The organism is Actinomadura kijaniata, assembly GCF_014138665.1.
In the GTDB taxonomy this organism is placed as follows: Bacteria; Actinomycetota; Actinomycetes; order Streptosporangiales; family Streptosporangiaceae; genus Spirillospora; species Spirillospora kijaniata.
Genome location: NZ_JACJIA010000010.1, coordinates 183,789 through 200,922, shown reverse-complemented (window position 1 = coordinate 200,922; position 17,134 = coordinate 183,789). Strand labels below are relative to the sequence as shown.

The window sequence follows — 17,134 nt, the reverse complement described above, 5'->3', positions numbered from 1 at the left end:
GAGAAGCCCAACGTTTCAGGCGGATTCCGGATTCAGGTGGATTCCACCAGCGCGGTCAGGTCGGCCAGCACCTCCGAGGCCGTCACCGGGTCCAGGTCGCCGAAGCGCGCCACGGCCGCGCGTTCGGGGGCGTAGGCGACGGACTCGGTGCCGATCCAGACGCGCTCCACGGTCTGGTCGGGGTCGTCCCCGGTGTCGTAGGGGATGCCGGGCGACACGACGATCATGACGTGGCGGTCGGCGGCGAGGCGGCGGACCAGCCAGCGCGCGTCGTCCATCTCCCACGGCGGGGAGCTGCGCAGCCAGCCGCGGCCGTGCAGGCGCCGCAGCGCCGCGCAGGAGACGACGGCCCCCTCGAAGCGCGTCAGCCGGTGGTCGCCGCGTTCGGCGTCGGTGAGGGCGAGGGCGGGGCGCGACAGCTGCGCGAACGGCTGCGTGATCTCGTAGTCGGCGAACACCTCCGCCCAGGCCGCCAGGTCATCGCCCAGCTCGACGGGGTGGGCGACGCCGATCCGCGCGGAGGCGGGCAGCGTCAGCACGTCGTCGTGCACGTCGGCGAACGAGCGGTCCTCCGCGACGCGGAACGCGGCCGTCTTGTCGCCGTCCTCGGCCACCCACACCAGGCGGCGCACCAGGTGCCAGACCAGGGGATGCGCCACCAGCAGGCCGCCGAACTCCTCCGCCGACCAGCGGCGGCGCTCCAGCATGGCCGTCTCCAGACGCCTGACCTGCGCGTTGGCGGTGGCGGGGACCTCCTTCCCCAGCCGGGCGAACAGCTTGGCCGCGGCGGGCGCGAGATCGGGGTCGTCGTTCCTGCCGGGCCGGGGCAGCGTCCTGAGGCGGGCGCCGTCCCCGTCGACGACGTAGGGCCGCAGCGTCTCGTCGAAGCCGACGTGGAAGCGGCGCGGCCCGTAGTCCAGGACCATGCTTCCCCGCTCGTCCAGGCCGAAGTCGGGCACCAGGCGGTCGGCGAGCCGGTCGGGCGTCAGCCCCAGACCGGCGGCGATCTCCTCGATCCTCTCCCGGGCGCGGGCCCGCAGCCCCTTGGCCTTGGCGCGCTGGGTGATGTCGTGCAGGCACAGCAGCGCGGTCTCGGTGCCGATCTCGGCCAGCACCTCCACGCCGGTGGCGGCGCGGGTGGTGCCGCCCTCCCCCGGCCACCGCTTGACCAGCGGGGTGAGCCGCCGGGCGGTGGCGTCGTCGCCGAACGCGCCGAGCTGCGACAGCGCCCACATCTCCTTGGTGGGCGTGTCCTGGTCCAGCCACGCCTGGAACACCGCCCAGGAGAACCGCCGCAACGACGCCGGATCGCACAGCTCCCGCACGACCGCCAGGCCCGCGTAGTGGTCGTCGGGCTTGGACAGCGCCATCATCGACAGCAGGTGTCCCACGGCGGTGGCGGGCAGCGCGCCCGAACGGCCGCGCAGCATCAGCGGGGGCAGCAGGGCGGGGTCCGCCCACGCGGCGGGCCTGGGCATGCGCGCCGGAAGGACCTTCAGGGGATCGGCCGACAGCATCTCCCCGATCGCGGCGGCGGTCTCCTCCCCGAACGGCCGGGCCTCCGCGACCACCGCGTCGGCGCCTGAGCGCGCGGCCACGAAGCGCAACGCGCCCTCGGCGTTGCGGCGCTCCTGCCCCGCCGGACCCAGCGCCGCCGGAACCAGGAACGGGACCGCCGCCACCCCGTGCCGCCGGAACCACGAGCGCGCGACGGTCCGGCCGGTCCCGCGCCGCACCAGCCAGTCGGCCATCACCGCCGCCACCCCGGCGTCGCGGAACGGCAGCAGCGCCCCGCCCGACACCCTCGGCGCGGTGTCCGCCCACGACAGGGCGAGGGGAAGGGCGTCCAGCCCGAACCGCGCGACCAGCGCGCGCACGCTGTCGGCCGGGTACCTCAGCTCGATCCCCCGCCGGTCCTCCACCAGGGGGCGGACCAGGTCCTCCGGGGCGTGGGTCAGCGTGAACGCCTCGCCGCGCCGGGGGAGGCGGCCCTCGCGGACCTCGCGGACCTCGGGTTCCCAGTCGATCCCGGCGAAGCGCGCGGTCCCCAGGCCGGGAGCCCATCTCTCGCGTTCGCCGGGGTTCCAGACCACGGCCCGTTCGGTGGGGACCGTCAGGCCCTCGATCACGGTGGGGCGGGCGGCGCGGCGTCCGCGCGTCCACGGCGGCTCCACCAGCAGCCGGGGCAGCGCCTCCGGCGGCGCCTCGGGGAGCGCGGCGTCGGCGGTGATCTCCTCCACGGTCCGGCGGGCCGGGGCCGGCAGGTCCGGCAGCACCGCCCCGGCGGCTTCGGGATGCCTCCCCAGGTGCCGGCGCAGCAGTTCGGGGGCGTGGTCGTGCCCGTCCACGGCGGCCGCCGCCAGCAGCCGCACCGCGCGCCGGGGGAAGCGTTCCATCGCCTCGCGCAGCACGGGCCTGGCCACCCGCCGGCCGGCGCGGTCCAGCAGCGTCCGGAACGCCTCGTCGGTCGGCAGCAGCGCCACCGCCGCCAGCAGGTCCCCGCGGTCCGCGCCGTCCGCGTGGTCGATCGCGTCGCGCAGCATCGGCAGCGCCGCCGCGCCGACCCCCTCCAGGAGGGTGGCCAGCATGCTCCGGTCGACCCTGATCCTCAGCGCCAGCCCCCCGAGCCGTTCGGGGCCGTCCAGCAGGTGGTAGAGCATCCAGGTCCGCCCCCTGCCCGGATGGGGCCGGTTCGAGAGGACGTCGTCCACCCACTCCCGCCGGGTCGGGTCCAGGTAGGCGGTCATGACGCGCTGGCCGGGGGTCCGCCGCCAGTCCTCCAGCCGCGCCACGGTCTCGGCGTGCGCGTCCGGGTCGGCGACGGCCAGCAGCGACCGCAGCCGCCGCGCCGCCGGGTCGGCCCCCCGGCCGTCGCTCTCCCGGGGTCGTTCCAGGTAGTACTCCCAGTCCCCGCGGCCGCCGGGCCGGTCCCAGCCGACCGCCACCTCGTCGGTCGCGGCGTACGCGCAGGCGGCGAACGGCAGCCCGCGCCCGGCGACCCACAGGTCCACCAGCGCCGCGTGGTCCGCCTCGGAGGGGCGTTCGGTGACGAGCAGCGCCACGGCCGCCGCGCCCAGGGGGTCGGGGTCGCCGCCGAGGTAGGCCCGCAGGTGCCCGACGAGCGCGGGGTCCGAACGCCGGTGGACGAGGGCCTGCGTCAACCGCTCCGCGGCGCCCTCGACGAACGCGAGGGTCCGCCGCAGCGCCTCCTCGTCCGGCGGCGCGACCGGCACGGGAAGGCCGCCCCGCCGCGGGTGCAGGACCTCGCGCCAGTCGGCGGGCAGGATCAGGGAGTCCTCGTCGGGGGGAACGGGGGAGGGAGCGTCCATGGCACCCGAGGGTAGGGCGGGGGCCGGACGTTCAGCGGTCCACGGCGGTCAGCTCGACGAGGTCGGCGAGGAGCTCGGCGGCGGTGACGGCGTCCAGGTCGCCGAAGCGCGCCGCGCCGGGGACGGGGCTCCAGTCGGGGCGGTCGCCGATCCACACCGCGGTGGTCCGCTGCTCGGGGAACACGTCGATCGCGCCCATCGCCACGCCCGGGTCCAGCCCGACGACGGCGACCGCGCCGGTCGGCAGCGCCCGCCAGGTCCAGTGCTGGATGCCGTTGTCCTGGGGCGCGCCCCGCCGCCAGCCGCGCCGTTCCAGGCCCAGCACCCGGCCGGTCGGAACGGTCGCGCCCTCGAACCGGGGCAGCCGCGCGGCCGTCGCCTCCTCGGCGGTGAACGCGTACACGGGGCGTCCGAGCTGCGGGAACGGCTGGGTGATCTCGTAGTCGGCGAACAGGTCCGCCCACGCCGGACGTCCCTCTCCCAGCTCCACCGGGTGCGGGAGGCCGACCGTCGCGGACTCCGCGAGGGCGAACGGGTCGTCGTCCACGTCGGCGAACGTGCCGTCCTCGGCGACGCGGAACGCCGTGCCGTCGGCGCTCCACACGAGCCGCCGGGCCAGGTGCCGCAGCAGCGGGTGCTCCACGACGAACGCGGTGAACTCGGCCGTCGTCCACCGGCGGCCCGCCACCATCGCCGTCTCCAGCCGCCGGACCTGCTCGGCGGCGACGGTCCGCACGTCCTTCCTCAGCGCCGCGAACCGCTGGTAGGCGGCGGTCGCCAGGGCCTCGTCGTCCTTGACGCCCGGCTTCGGGAGCGATTTGCGAAGTTTGCCGTTCTCGTCCCGGACGAACGGCCTGAGCTGCTCGTCGAACCCGACGGTGAAACGGCGCGGCCCGTAGTCCAGGACCATGCTCCCGCCGGCGTCCAGCCCGAAGCCCGGCACCAGGCGGTCGGCGAGCTGCTCGGCGGTCAGGCCGCGCGCCTTCGCGACCTCCGCGAGCGTCCGGTCGGCGTTCTCGCGCAGGCCCCGGTAGCGCGACCGGGCGGCGATCCGGTGGAGGGCGGTCAGCGCGGCGTCGGTGCCGATCGCCGCCAGCACCCCCACGCCCTGCACGGCGCGGTGGTGGCCGCTCTGCCCCGGCCACTGCTCCACCAGCGGCCGGAGGCGGCGCACGACGTCGTCGTCGCCGAGCCGTCCCAGCGCCTCCAGCGCCCAGCTCTCCCGGCCCGGCGTGCCCGCCGCCCGCCACGCCTCGAACACCGCCCACCCGAACGGCGGCAGCGACGCGGGCGCGCAGGCCGCCAGCGCCCCGTCCAGCGCCTCCGCCAGGCCGGGGAACGCCGTGCCCCGGCGGGCCATGGCCAGCATGGTCAGCAGGTTGCGGACCGCGTCCGGGGGCAGCGGCGCGCCGTCGCGCAGGAGCGGCGCGGGCAGCGCCTCGACATCGATCCACCGGGGAAGCCGGGGCAGGTCCGGCAGGGCGTCGGGGACCGGTTCGCTGGGCATCGGCGCGTGCGGCCGCGCCAGGACCTCGGCGACGGCGTCGGCGGCCCGGTCGCCGTGGACGCGCGCCGCCTCGACGACCGGCCCGGCCCCGTGCGCGGCGGCGAGGTACCGCAGCGCCGCGACCGCCTTGAGGCGGGGGACGCGGCGCTTGGCGAGCGCGTCGGGCACCAGGTACGGAACGGCCGCCAGGCCGTGCCGGTCCAGCCAGGCGTCGCCGACCTTCCGCCCCGACACGGTCCGGTACCGCCAGTCGGCCATCCGCCGGGCGACCTCCACGTCCAGGAACGGCAGCAGCGCCCGCCCGGTGCCGTGCGGGTTCGATTTGGCCACGTGCAGCGCCGCGTCCCGCGCGTCCTGCTCGAACCGGGCGATCACCGGCATGAGCGAGTGGGCGAAGTCGTGGGCGGCGCCGGGGCGCCACTCCGCCACCAGGGGCCGGGCCAGGTGCTCGGGGGCCTGCGCGAGGAACCCGGCCCGGGTCGGCTCGTAGCTCATCCGCCGGTCGCGGAACTTCCCGGCGGCCTCCTCCCACTCGTCACTCCCCCAGGCGCCGTAGGCGCGGATCTCGCGCCACCGCTCCCGCTCCCCCTCCTCCCACACGGTGCGGCGGTCGGCGGGCGGCTCCAGGCCGGGGACCAGGATCGGGTCGTCGTCGGCCGGGGCCGGGGTCGGCGCGGTCCGCCACGGCAGCTCGACCAGCACGGAGGGCAGGGAGGTCACCTGAGGGGCTCCTTCTCGGTCCGGAGGGGAGCCCCGATGATTCCAGAACCGGCCGGGAACCCGAAGATCCCTCCCGACGTTCCCCCCTACGAGCACTCCCCCACACCGACGGAACGGAGGTGGCTCATGAGCGTCTTCCTTCTCCTGCTGACCACGCTGTGCCTGCTGGGCACGGTCGCGATGCTGCGGTGGTGGCTGAACGACGACGGTGTCGACGACTGGCACCGCAGGCTCGACACCCTGCGCTCGGCCACCGGGGCCGAGCCGATCGACCCCGCCACCGGCGCGGACACGGCGGTGACCGGCGTCCCCCTCTCCAACGTCCGCGTGCTCGGCGACCGGCGCTCCGCCGGCCCGCGGGAGGCCGGGGCCGAGGAGGACTCCGCGGAGGAGGCCGAGGAAGGTCTGCCGGCGGCCGCCTGAGCGGCAAGGTTCCCCCACGGAAGTTCCCGGTTTCCTTCAACGGCCGTCCTATAACGGTCGAACCACCGCGTTCCGGCCGGGCGGCACCGCATGACCCTCACCCAGAGGGGTAGGGACGGGTCCCTACACTCTGGAAGGAAGGTCGGCCATGAGTCACCCCACCGGAGCTTCCCGAGGTTTCGGCGCGCTTCCGCTGATCAGCAAGGCGGCCCTCGCCGTGGGCGCCGTCTTCCTGCTGGTGGGCGTGCTGGGATTCATCCCGGGAATCACCACCGATTACGACACCATGACGTTCGCCGGGCACCATTCCGACGCCAAGCTGCTCGGGATCTTCGAGGTGTCGATCCTGCACAACATCGTCCACCTGCTGTTCGGCGCCGCCGGGCTGGCCCTGGCCCGGACCGTGTCGGGCGCCCGGGCGTACCTGATCGGCGGCGGCGCGATCTACCTGGTGCTGTGGCTGTACGGCCTGGTCATCGACAAGACCTCCAGCGCCAACTTCGTGCCCGTCAACACCGCCGACGACTGGCTCCACTTCGTCCTGGGCCTCGGCATGATCGCTCTGGGCGTCCTGCTCGCCCGGCGCGCCCCCGCGTCCCGCGCGACGCGCTGACCCGAATCCGACCGGCGGCCCGGCCCCGGCGGGGCCGGGCCGCGTAAGGAGTCCCCACACCCATGCGCATCAAGAACTCCGTCGTCGTGATCACCGGAGCCTCCAGCGGCATCGGGCGCGCCACGGCCCTGGCGTTCGCCGCCAAGGGCGCCAGGGTGGTGCTGTCGGCCCGCCGCAAGGACGCGCTGGAGGCCGCCGCCAGGGAGTGCGAGGAGAGGGGCGGCGAGGCCCTGGTCGTTCCGGCCGACGTCGCCGACTACGCCGCCGTCGAGGAGCTGGCGCGCCAGACCGTGCAGCGGTACGGCCGGATCGACGTGTGGGTGAACGGCGCCGCCGTCAGCCTCTTCGCGCCCTTCCAGGAGGCGCCGCTGGACGACTTCCGGCGGGTGCTGGACGTCAACGTCATGGGCTACGTCCACGGGGCCCGCGCCGCCCTGGAGCACATGCGGCGGCGCGGCCGGGGCGTGCTCGTCAACGTCTCCTCCCTCACCGCCCTCGCCCCGCAGCCCTACTCGACCGCCTACGTGATGTCCAAGGCGGCCGTCACCGCGCTGGGCGCGAGCCTGCGCCAGCAGCTACGGCTGGAAGGCCACAAGGGCGTCCACGTGTGCACGGTGCAGCCCGCCACCATCGACACCCCGTTCTTCCAGCACGCCGCCAACTACACCGGCCGCCAGGTCGTCGCCATGCCGCCGGTGTACTCCCCCGAACGCGTCGCCGACACGATCGTGCGGCTCGTGCGGGACCCCGAGCCCGAGGTGACCGTGGGGCCGTCCGCCCGGGCGGTGCGCGCGCTGACCCGGATGAACGCGCAGGCGGTGGAGAAGGTGATGGCCCGGCAGGTCGACAAGGCCCACCTGTCCCGCCAGGACCCCGCGCCCGCCATGTCGGGGAACCTCTACACCCCGTCGGCCGGGAGCGGCGACGTGCACGGGGGCTGGCACGGCAGACGCCGCACCGCCGGACGCCGCCTGGCCATGGTGGCCGCCGCCGCGGGCGGCACCGCCCTGGCCGTGGCCGCCCGGCGCGGGGCGCTGCCCTCGCCCGACGGCAGGGAGCTGTCGTGGCCGAGGACGCGCTGACCTTCGTCGGCAACGCCACGACGATCATCCGGTACGGCGGCTTCACCCTGCTGACCGACCCGAACTTCCTGCGCGCCGGCCAGTACGCCCACCTGGGCTACGGGCTGCGCAGCAAGCGCCTGAAAGACCCGGCGCTGCGGCCCGAGGAGCTGCCGGACCTCGACGCGGTCGTGCTGTCCCACCTGCACGACGACCACTGGGACCGGGTCGCCGAAGGCGCCCTGGACCGCGGCCTGCCCGTGCTGACCACCCCCGCCGCCGCCCGCGCCCTGCGCGGGCGGGGCTTCGGGGAGTCGGCCGGGCTGGCCACCTGGGAGTCGACCCGGCTGACCAAGGGCGACCGGTGGGTGCGCGTCCACGCCATGCCCGGACGGCACGGACCCGGCCCGCTGCACCGGATCCTGCCGCCGGTGATGGGCGCGCTGCTGGAGTTCGGCGCCGGGGACGGCGAACCCGACCTGCGGATCTACATCAGCGGCGACACGGTGATGTACGGCGGGCTCGCCGAGATCCACCGCCGCCACCCCGGCATCGACCTGGGCGTGGTGCACCTCGGCGGCACCCGGCTGCTGGGCCTGGTGACCGTCACCATGGACGGCCGCCAGGGCGCCGACTGGCTGGAGACGGTCCGCTGCGCGCGGGCCGTCCCGGTCCACTTCGACGACTACACCGTCATGAAGTCCCCGCGTTCGGCGTTCGAGGCCGAGGTGGCGCGGCGCGGTCTCGGCGACCGGCTGCGCCTGGTGGAACGCGGCGAACGCCTGTCCCTGCGACCGGCGCGCTAGGCGACCGGCGCCCACGGAGGAACCCATGCTCTCCAGGATCGTCAGTGTCCCGTTCGAGACGGCGGCCCGGCTGCGGCACGGCCGGGCGCTGCACCGGCGCGGCCGGACCTACGCCGCGACGCTGCGGGTGACCGAACCGCTGCCCGGCCTGGCGGCCGAACACCCCTATGACGTGATCGCCCGCCTGTCGAAGGCGCTGTCCACCCCCGGCGGCGTGCCGGACATCCTCGGTGTCGCGCTGCGGATCTCCACCGACGACGGGCCGCTGGACCTGCTGTTCGCCTCCACCGGGCGGCTGCCGGGGCTGCGGCACGTGCTGCTGCCCCGCGCCTCCTACACCCAGGGCGCCTACACCACGCTCCTGCCCTACGACGTGGCCGGGGAGACCCGGGTGCTGGCCCTGCTGCCCACGACCCGGCGGACGGTGCGCACCGGCGACGAGGAGCTGAACGCCGAGGTGGCCGTCGCGCCGCTGACGTTCGCGCTGGCCACGGCCACGCTGACCGGGCCGTGGCGGACGCGCGGGGTCCTGGAGGTGCGGCAGCCGCCGGTCCGGGACCTGCCCGACGCGTTCGACCCCCAGCTCAACCGGCTGCCCGGGCTGCACCCGACCGGGCCGTTCCAGTCGGTGCGGCAGGCGGCCTACGACGCGTCGCGGCGGGGACGGCACGAGCCCGCCCCGAAGGCGGGCTCGATGTCCCGGCGCTGACCGGCCCGGCGGCTAGGCGGCGGGCCGGATGACGGCCCGCACGCAGCCGTCCTTCTTGTTCTTGAACAGGTCGTAGGCGCGCGGGGCCTCGTCCAGCGGCATCTCGTGGGTGACCAGGTGCCGCGTGCTGATCTCGCCCTTGGCGATGCGGTCCAGCAGCATCGGGATGTACCGCTGCCCGTGCATCTGCGCCGCGCGCAGCGTCAGCCCCTTGTTCATCAGCGCGCCCAGCGGGAACTTGTCCACCACCCCGCCGAACACGCCCAGCACGAACACCGAGCCGCCCTTGCGGCAGGCGTAGATCGCCTCGCGGACGGCGGCGGGCCGGTCGGTCTGCATCCGCAGCCGCGTCTTGGCCTGGTCGTACAGCTGTTCGGGCCCGGTCGTGTGCGCCTCCATCCCGACGGCCTCGACGCAGACGTCCGGGCCGCGCCCGCCGGTGCGCTCGCGCAGCTCCGCGCCGACGTCGGTGGTGGTGTAGTCGATGGTCTCCACGCCGATGACGTCGCGGGCCATCGCCAGCCGCTCGGGGATCCGGTCGATCGCGATGACCTTCTCGGCGCCCAGCAGCACCGCCGCGCGGGCCGCCATCTGGCCGACCGCCCCGCAGCCCCACACGGCCACCACGTCGCCCGGCCCCACGCCGCCGAGGTCGGCCCCCATCCAGCCGGTCGGGACCGAGTCGGAGGCGAACAGGGCGCTGGTCTCGTCCACGCCCTCGGGGATCGGGAACGCCCCGTAGTCGGCGAACGGCACCCGCACGTACTCGGCGTGGCTGCCGCGCAGGCCGCCCATGGCGTGGGAGTAGCCGAACACCGCGCCCGGCTCGTAGCCCCACATGGCCTGGGTGATCCCGGCGTTGGTGTTGCTGTTGTCGCACAGCGACCACAGGTCGTTGGCGCAGTACCAGCAGCGCCCGCAGCCGACGAACGAGCACACCACGACGCGTTCGCCGACCTGGCGGTGGCGCACGCCCGGTCCGACCTCGACGACCTCGCCGACGAACTCGTGGCCGATCACGTCCCCGGCGCGCATGGCGGGCACGTACCCGCCGATCAGGTGCAGGTCGCTGCCGCAGGTGGTGGACGCGGTGACCTTGACGATGACGTCCTGGTCGTTGCGGATCTCCGGGTCGGGGACCCGCTCGACCGCCAGCTTGTTGACGCCCTCCCAGACGAGTGCCTTCACAGCCGTCCCTCCCCTCCCGCGCGGCGGGTGGCCAGTTCCACGAGCTTTCCTCCCGGGGTGGAGCGGGTGGTGGGCGGCGCGTCGGGCCGCATGACCTCGCCGGTCTCGATCAGCGACTTGGCCTCGCGCAGCGCGGAGCGGACCTTCTGGCGCGGGTCGTCGCCGGTGGCGCGGGCCACCGGGCCGGTGGGGCCCGGTTCGCGGAGCCGGGCGGCCAGCTCGGTGCCCCGGCCGCCGGGGGCCGGGGTGATCCGGATCTCGGCGATCGGCTCCAGCCGGGCCAGCGGCTCGGGGCGGCCGCCCTCGGCCAGGGACTCGGGCGGGCAGTTCACGGTGACCGTCAGCCACCGGTTCGGCGCGTCCTCGACGCCGGCCGCGCGGGACAGCACCCGCCGTGCTCCGGCGGCGCCCAGCCCCGCGACGAAGGCCGCGACCGCGACGGTGCGTTTCATGAGCGTTCTCCTCGTGGCGTGAACGGTGTCGCCCGCCGTACCCGCGGGAAGGCGGGATATGCGGCGCATCGGGCCGGGCGTGATCGGATATGGGCTGGGAATGCCCACCCGGTGACCAACGCGCTGACGATCGGGGTGGAAGAGGAGTTCCTGCTGGTGGAGGCGGGGACGGGGAGAAGCGCGCCCGGGGCGGCGCGGGTGCTGGCGCGGGCGCGGGAAAGGCCGCTGGCCCCCGGCGCGGCCCTGCACGCGGAGCTGCTGGCCACGCAGGTGGAGGCGGCCACCGGCGTCTGCTCCGGCCTGGCCGAACTCCGGGACCAGCTGGAGGGCGCGCGGGCCGCGCTCGGGGACGCCGCGCGCGCCGAGGGGCTGTGGGCGGTCTCCACGGGGACACCGGTGCTGCCGAACGCCGCGCCCCCGTTCACCCCCGGGGAGCGCCCCGCCCGGATCGGCGACCTGTACGCGGGGGTCGTCGCCGGTTACGAGGTGTCGGGCTGCCACGTCCACGTCGGCGTCGCCGACCGGGAGGCGGCGGTGGCGGTGCTCGGGCACCTGCGGCCCTGGCTGCCGACGCTGCTGGCGCTGTCGGCCAACTCCCCGTTCGACCGGGGCCGCGACTCCGGCTACGCGAGCTGGCGGATGATGGAGCAGGCCCACTTCCCCGGGTCGGGGGTGCCGCCCTCGTTCGCCTCGGCCGCCGACTACGACCGGGCGGTGGAGCGCCTGGTGGACTGCGGGGTGATCGCCGACGCGGCGATGACGTTCTGGCTGGCCCGGCTGTCGCCGCACCTGCCGACCGTGGAGGTGCGCGCCGCCGACGCGGTGGTCACGGCGGACGAGGCGGTGCTCCAGGCGGCGCTCACCCGGGGCCTGGTGCGGGCCGCGCTGGACGATCTGGCGGCGGGCCGGGAGGGGCCGCGCGTCGACGACCAGGTGTGCGCGGCGGCCGTCTGGACGGCGGCCCGGTACGGGATCGCCGGTCCCGCCGTGGATCCGGTGGCCGAGCGGCGCGTCCCGGCCGGGGCCATGCTCGCCGCGCTGCTGGACCGGGTCCGGCCCGCGCTCGACGCGGCCGGGGACCTGGCGGCCGTCGAACGGCTGCTGGCCCGGGTCTCCGCCGAGGGCTCCGGGGCCGACCGGCAGCGCCGCGCCGCCGCCCTCGGACCGCACGCGGTCGCCGAGTGGCTGGCCCGGCAGGCATGTACCCGCACATACCGGGTACCCCACGCACACCAGCGAATCCAGGAGTGGGAATGACAGCGAGCACGATGGCCCCGATCGACCCGGACGCCCGCCCGCCGCGGCTGCCGGAGGCGCGCGGGGCGTTGTCGGAGGCGGTGCTGGCGGCGCTGGACCGCTCGCCGCTCGGCGACGCGGCCTCCCCGATGCTCACCGCCGCGGTGGGCGCGGGCCGCCGCTCCACTGTCGACCCGTTCGGCGAGGATCTCCAGCTCAGCCTTTACCTGTGCTATGAGATGCACTACCGGGGCTTTGCCGGGGTCGACCCCGGCTGGGAGTGGGACCCGGAGCTGCTGCGGCTGCGCGGCGCGATGGAGCGCCACTTCCTCCAGGCGCTGCGCGCGCGGGTGCCGGGCGGCGACGACGTGGACGCCGCGCTGGCGGAGCTGCTGGTCGAGCCGGTGGACGGCCAGGGGGTCTCCCACCACCTGCGCGACCGGGGCGAGGCGTGGCAGATGCGCGAGTACGTGGCGCACCGCTCGATCTACCACCTCAAGGAGGCCGACCCGCACGCCTGGCTGATCCCCCGGCTACGGGGGCGGGCCAAGGCGGCGCTGGTGGCGGTGGAGTTCGACGAGTACGGCGGCGGGCGCGCCGAGGCGATGCACTCGCGGCTGTTCGCCGACCTGATGGAGGAGCTGGGGCTCGACCCGCACTACGGCCACTACCTGGACGCGGTGCCCGCCCCGATGCTGGCGACCGTCAACATGATGTCGATGTTCGGGCTGCACCGGTCGCTGCGCGGCGCCATGGCCGGGCACTTCGCCGCCGCCGAGATCACCACCGCGCCGAGCGCGCGGCGGATGGCGCAGGCCCTGGAGCGGCTCGGCGCCGGGCCGCGCGCCGTCCGGTTCTTCACCGAGCACATCGAGGCCGACGCCGTGCACGAGCAGGTGCTGCGCCGCGACGTGCTCGGCGACCTGCTGGGCCGGGAGCCGGAGCTGGCCGCCGACGTGGTCCTCGGCATCCAGGCGACGTGCCTGCTGGAGGACCGGCTCGGCGAGCACCTGCTGTCGTGCTGGGACGCGGGCCGCACCTCGCTGCGCCACCCGCTGCCCGGCCGCTGATCGGCCTCGCGGGCCCCGCGGGTGGGTCAGTCCCGGTCCGGGGAACCCTGGTCCTGGGAACGGACCCGCTTGCGGTGGCTGGTGTCGCAGAACGGGTAGCGGCGGCTGCGGCGGCACACGCACAGCGCCACCATGAAACGGTCGGAGACCACGGTCTCCCCGTCGGGCGTCTCGATCTCCACCGGGCCCTCCACCAGCACGGGCCCGCCCTGCTCGATCACGACGCGGCGGCGCTCCCGCCCGCCGCGCTCACCGCCGGGACTCGACGCGGTCGGCACGGATCACCACCAGTTCCTCGGAACGCTGCCCGGGCGCGATCAGCCCCCGGGCCTCCAGTTCGGCCGCCCGGCCGCGCATGACCGGCCCGAACGGCTCGGTCCTGCGCGCCACCACCGACGCCTTCAGCCCCTGCCCGCGCAGCGCCGCCAGCGTCGGCGCGACGCCGCTCAGCGCCGACTGGACCACCAGCAGCATCCCGTCCTCCGCCAGGTGGCGCGGGGCCTGCTCGCAGATCCGGTCCAGCAGCGCGCGGCCGTCGTCCCCGGCCTCCCACGCCCGCGCCGCGCCGTGCCGGGGCGGCGCGGAGCGGCCGGGCACGTAGGGCGGGTTGGACACGATCACGTCGAAGAGCTGCCCGGCGACCGGCCGCAGCAGGTCGCCGCGCACGGCCTTCACGGGCAGGCGCCGCAGCCGCGCGTTCAGCCGGGCGGCCAGCACGGCGCGCGTGGACACGTCCACGGCCGTGACGCTGGCCCCGCCGAGGGCGGCGGCCAGGGCGACCGCGCCCGTTCCGGTACAGATGTCGAGCACGCGCGCACCCGGCCGCATCCCCGAGCGGCGCAGCGTCTCGGTCAGCAGCAGGGTGTCCCCCTGTGGCCGGTAGACCCCCGGCGGTCTCAGCAACAACACGCCTCACGAGTACCCCGACAGTGCCTGACAAACCGGATCTTCCCTCCGGGTTAGGGGCGGCGACCTCGGGCACAAGCAGGGGTATGCCCGAGACCGCGACCACCTCGTACTGGATCGACAGCGCCCCGGCCCCCGCCCCGGCGGCCCCGCCCGTCCTGCCCCGCGAGGCGGAGGTCGTCGTGCTCGGCGGCGGCATCTCCGGGCTGACCACCGCCCACCTGCTGGCGCGGGCGGGCCGCTCGGTCGTCGTGATCGAGGCCGGGCGGATCGCCGAGGGGGTCAGCGGCCACACCACCGCCAAGATCACCTCCCAGCACAACCTCGTCTACGCCGACCTGGTCGACGGGTTCGGCCGGGAACGGGCCCGCGCCTACGGGGAGAGCCAGCAGGCCGCCCTGGAATGGATCGCCGAGCGGGTGGCGGAGCTGGACGTCGACTGCGGCTTCCGCCGCCGCGACAACCACGTCTACGCCGAGGACCGCGCCTACCTGGACCGGCTGCGCCGCGAGGCCGACGCCGCCGCCGCGCTGGGGCTGCCCGCCGAGTTCACCGCCGAGACCGAGCTGCCGTTCCCGGTGGCGGGCGCGGTCCGGTTCCGCGCCCAGGGACAGTTCCACCCCCGGCGCTGGCTGCTGCGGCTCGCCGAAGAGATCACCGAGGCGGGCGGGACCGTGCTGGAGAACGTGCGGGCGCTGCGCCTCGGCCTGCCGGACGAGTCGGTCGTGCACACCACCGCCGGAACGATCAGGGCGCGCGACGTGGTGGTCGCCACCCACTACCCGGTGTTCGACCGGGGCCTGTACTTCGCGCGGCTGGAGCCCAAACGGTCGCTGCTGCTGGCCGGGCCCGCCCCGCAGGACGCCCCGCGGGGCATGTACATCGCCGCCGACACCGGCCACTCGATCCGCACCACGCCCGGCGACGGCGGGGAGGTGCTGCTGCTCGGCGGCGAGGGCTACCACCCCGGTGAGGACGACGACGTCACCGCGCGCTTCCACCGCCTGACCGCGTGGGGGCAGGCCCGGCTGGGAGCCGCCGCCTTCCCCCACCGCTGGGCCACCCAGGACAACTCCACCGCCGACCGGATCCCCTACATCGGCCGCTACCACCCGCTCTCCCGGCACCTGTGGGTCGCCGCCGGCTACGGCCTGTGGGGCATGACCAACGGCACCCTCGCCGGGATGGTCCTCAGCGACCTGATCCTCGGCAAGGACAACCCCTGGGCCGGGCTGTACGACCCGGCGCGGCCCACGGTGCGGCGGTCCGCGCCGGGCGTGGCCCGGCTCGGCGCGAAGACCGGGCGGCACTACCTCGGCGACTACCCCCGCGCGTTCGCCCCCGGCGACCGCATCGCCGGCCTCGAACCGGGCGAGGGCGTCGTCACCCACGTCGGCCGCCGGCCGGTCGCCGCCTACCGGGCCCCGGACGGGGAGGTCACGGCGGTGTCGGCCGTCTGCACTCACCTGGGCTGCCTGGTGGCGTTCAACGACGCCGAGAAGACCTGGGACTGCCCCTGCCACGGCTCCCGCTTCGGCACCGACGGCTCGGTCCGGCACGGCCCGGCGACCAAGCCGCTCCCGCCGGTCGAGCTGGACCCGCCGCCCGCCACGGACCAGCCGCCCGCCACGGACCAGCCGCCCGCCACGGACCAGCCGCCCGCCACGGACCAGCCGCCCGCCACGGACCAGCCGCCCGCCACGGACCAGCCGTCCGCCACGGACTAGCCGCCGTCGCGCATCGCCTCCTCCACCAGCGCGGCGGCCTTGCGCGCGGTGATCAGGACCGGGTCCCAGACCGGGGAGAACGGCGGCGCGTACGCCAGGTCCAGCCCGGTCATCTCCTCGACCGTCATGCCGTTCCACAGCGCGATGGCCAGCCCGTCGATGCGCTTGGCCGCGCCCTCCTCGCCGACGATCTGCGCGCCGAGCAGCCGCCCGGTGCGCCGCTCGAACACCAGCTTGGTGCGCATGGTGGTGGCGCCCGGGTGGTAGCCCGCGCGGGTGGTGGACTCCACCGTCGCCGTCAGCGCGTCGAACCCCGCGCGCTCGGCGTCGCGGGAGTTCAGGCCGGTGTGCGCCACCTCCACCTTGCAGATCTTGGAGATGGCGGTGCCCACGACGCCGGGGAAGGTGGCGTAGCCGCCGCCGATGCCGGTCCCGGCGACGCGGCCCTGCTTGTTGGCGTGGGTGCCCAGCGCGATCGCGACCGGCGCGCCCGACACCAGGTGCCGGGTCTCCACGCAGTCCCCGGCGGCCCAGACGTTCGCGGTGCGGGTGCGCATGCGGCGGTCGGTGACGATGCCGCCGGTCGGGCCGGTCTCGATCCCGGCGGCGCGGGCCAGGTCGCTGCCCGGGCGCACGCCGAGGCCGAGGACGACGAGGTCGGCGGGGATCGTGCGCCGGGCGGTGCGCACGGCCGTCACGCGCCCGCCCCCGGTGTCGAAGCCCTCCACGGGCTCGTCGAGGCGCAGGTGGATGCCGAGCCCGCGCACGGCGTCGGCGACCAGCGCGCCCATGTCGGGGTCCATGGCGCGCATCGGCTGCTCGCCCGCCTCGACGATCGTGACCTCGATGCCCCGCCTGACCAGCGCCTCGGCCATCTCCAGGCCGATGTAGCCGCTGCCGACGACCACGGCGCGCGCGGGACGGTCGCGTTCGACGGCCCGGTGGATCGCGATCCCGTCGTCCAGCGTCTGCACCCCGAAGATCCCCGCGGCGTCCACGCCGGGCAGGTCCGGGCGGACCGGCACCGCCCCGGTGGCGATCATCAGATGGTCGTAGGGCTCCCAGCGCTCGCCGCCGGAGGCCAGGTCGCGGACCCGCACCCGCGCGCCGCCGGTGTCGATCTCGACGGCCTCGTGCCGCAGGTGCAGGACGATGCCGCGTTCGCGGTGCTCGGCGGGCGTGCGGGCGACCAGCGCGTCGGCCCCGGCGACCTCCCCGCCGACGAAGTAGGGGATGCCGCAGGCCGAGTAGGAGGTGTGGCCGCCGCGCTCCACCACGACGATCTCCAGCTCGTCCGGCCCGCGCAGCCGCCGGGCCTGGGACGCCGCGCTCATCCCGGCCGCGTCGCCGCCGATCACCAGCAGCCTCATCGCACTCCCCTCGACGG

15 protein-coding genes are annotated in these 17,134 nt (G+C 75.8%); 8 read left to right on the top strand and 7 right to left on the bottom strand.

What is annotated here, in order from left to right:
• Positions 1 to 32 precede the first annotated feature (32 nt).
• Positions 33 to 3,329, bottom strand: coding sequence for a DUF4132 domain-containing protein (locus HNR61_RS49505; protein WP_182846958.1), 3,297 nt, complete (start codon positions 3,327 to 3,329; stop codon positions 33 to 35).
• Between the two features lie 31 nt (positions 3,330 to 3,360).
• Positions 3,361 to 5,556 (bottom strand): DUF4132 domain-containing protein, encoded by a 2,196-nt coding sequence (locus HNR61_RS32420; RefSeq protein WP_182846957.1) that lies wholly within the window; start codon positions 5,554 to 5,556, stop codon positions 3,361 to 3,363.
• A gap of 126 nt (positions 5,557 to 5,682) precedes the next feature.
• Here HNR61_RS32420 and HNR61_RS32415 point away from each other — a divergent pair, with 126 nt between their 5' ends.
• From HNR61_RS32415 to HNR61_RS32395, 5 genes are all read left to right on the top strand, one after another.
• Entirely contained in the window at positions 5,683 to 5,979 is a 297-nt protein-coding gene (locus HNR61_RS32415; protein WP_182846956.1) for a hypothetical protein, read from the top strand.
• 148 nt (positions 5,980 to 6,127) lie between these two features.
• Complete coding sequence (locus HNR61_RS32410; protein ID WP_182846955.1) at positions 6,128 to 6,592, top strand: DUF4383 domain-containing protein; 465 nt, start codon at positions 6,128 to 6,130, stop codon at positions 6,590 to 6,592.
• Positions 6,593 to 6,654: 62 nt separating this feature from the next.
• Positions 6,655 to 7,674, top strand: coding sequence for an SDR family oxidoreductase (locus tag HNR61_RS48460; RefSeq protein WP_182846954.1), 1,020 nt, complete (start codon positions 6,655 to 6,657; stop codon positions 7,672 to 7,674).
• Positions 7,656 to 8,459, top strand: a complete 804-nt coding sequence (locus HNR61_RS32400) for an MBL fold metallo-hydrolase (protein ID WP_182846953.1) — start codon at positions 7,656 to 7,658, stop codon at positions 8,457 to 8,459. Before HNR61_RS48460 ends, HNR61_RS32400 begins: the two co-directional genes overlap by 19 nt.
• Positions 8,460 to 8,484: 25 nt before the next feature.
• A complete protein-coding gene (locus HNR61_RS32395) occupies positions 8,485 to 9,168 on the top strand; it encodes a catalase family protein (RefSeq protein ID WP_182846952.1) in 684 nt (227 codons plus the stop codon).
• Positions 9,169 to 9,180: 12 nt separating this feature from the next.
• On the opposite strand, the gene HNR61_RS50150 is transcribed toward HNR61_RS32395, so the two are convergent.
• Positions 9,181 to 10,356, bottom strand: a complete 1,176-nt coding sequence (locus HNR61_RS50150) for a zinc-dependent alcohol dehydrogenase (RefSeq protein ID WP_182846951.1) — start codon at positions 10,354 to 10,356, stop codon at positions 9,181 to 9,183.
• Entirely contained in the window at positions 10,353 to 10,808 is a 456-nt protein-coding gene (locus HNR61_RS48445) for a hypothetical protein (RefSeq protein ID WP_182846950.1), read from the bottom strand. The genes HNR61_RS50150 and HNR61_RS48445 overlap by 4 nt, the downstream gene beginning before the upstream one ends.
• A 111-nt stretch (positions 10,809 to 10,919) precedes the next feature.
• Between HNR61_RS48445 and HNR61_RS32380 the strand changes: the two genes are divergently transcribed.
• Both HNR61_RS32380 and HNR61_RS32375 read left to right on the top strand, forming a co-directional pair.
• Positions 10,920 to 12,065, top strand: coding sequence for a carboxylate-amine ligase (locus tag HNR61_RS32380; protein ID WP_312898205.1), 1,146 nt, complete (start codon positions 10,920 to 10,922; stop codon positions 12,063 to 12,065).
• Entirely contained in the window at positions 12,062 to 13,114 is a 1,053-nt protein-coding gene (locus HNR61_RS32375; RefSeq protein WP_182846949.1) for an iron-containing redox enzyme family protein, read from the top strand. The genes HNR61_RS32380 and HNR61_RS32375 overlap by 4 nt, the downstream gene beginning before the upstream one ends.
• Positions 13,115 to 13,140: 26 nt before the next feature.
• Here HNR61_RS32375 and HNR61_RS32370 read toward each other — a convergent pair whose 3' ends face one another.
• Positions 13,141 to 13,392 (bottom strand): CDGSH iron-sulfur domain-containing protein, encoded by a 252-nt coding sequence (locus HNR61_RS32370; RefSeq protein WP_182846948.1) that lies wholly within the window; start codon positions 13,390 to 13,392, stop codon positions 13,141 to 13,143.
• Positions 13,364 to 14,023, bottom strand: a complete 660-nt coding sequence (locus HNR61_RS32365; RefSeq protein WP_182846947.1) for a HemK2/MTQ2 family protein methyltransferase — start codon at positions 14,021 to 14,023, stop codon at positions 13,364 to 13,366. The genes HNR61_RS32370 and HNR61_RS32365 overlap by 29 nt, the downstream gene beginning before the upstream one ends.
• Positions 14,024 to 14,106: 83 nt before the next feature.
• Here HNR61_RS32365 and HNR61_RS32360 point away from each other — a divergent pair, with 83 nt between their 5' ends.
• The gene (locus tag HNR61_RS32360; protein WP_182846946.1) at positions 14,107 to 15,747 is read left to right on the top strand and encodes an FAD-dependent oxidoreductase; all 1,641 of its coding nucleotides are present in this window, start codon (positions 14,107 to 14,109) and stop codon (positions 15,745 to 15,747) included.
• Here the strand turns inward: HNR61_RS32360 and HNR61_RS32355 are convergent.
• Positions 15,744 to 17,117: an FAD-dependent oxidoreductase gene (locus tag HNR61_RS32355; protein WP_182846945.1), complete on the bottom strand. Its 1,374-nt coding sequence runs from the start codon at positions 17,115 to 17,117 to the stop codon at positions 15,744 to 15,746. The two genes, HNR61_RS32360 and HNR61_RS32355, sit on opposite strands and share 4 nt — an antisense overlap.
• Positions 17,118 to 17,134: the final 17 nt, after the last annotated feature.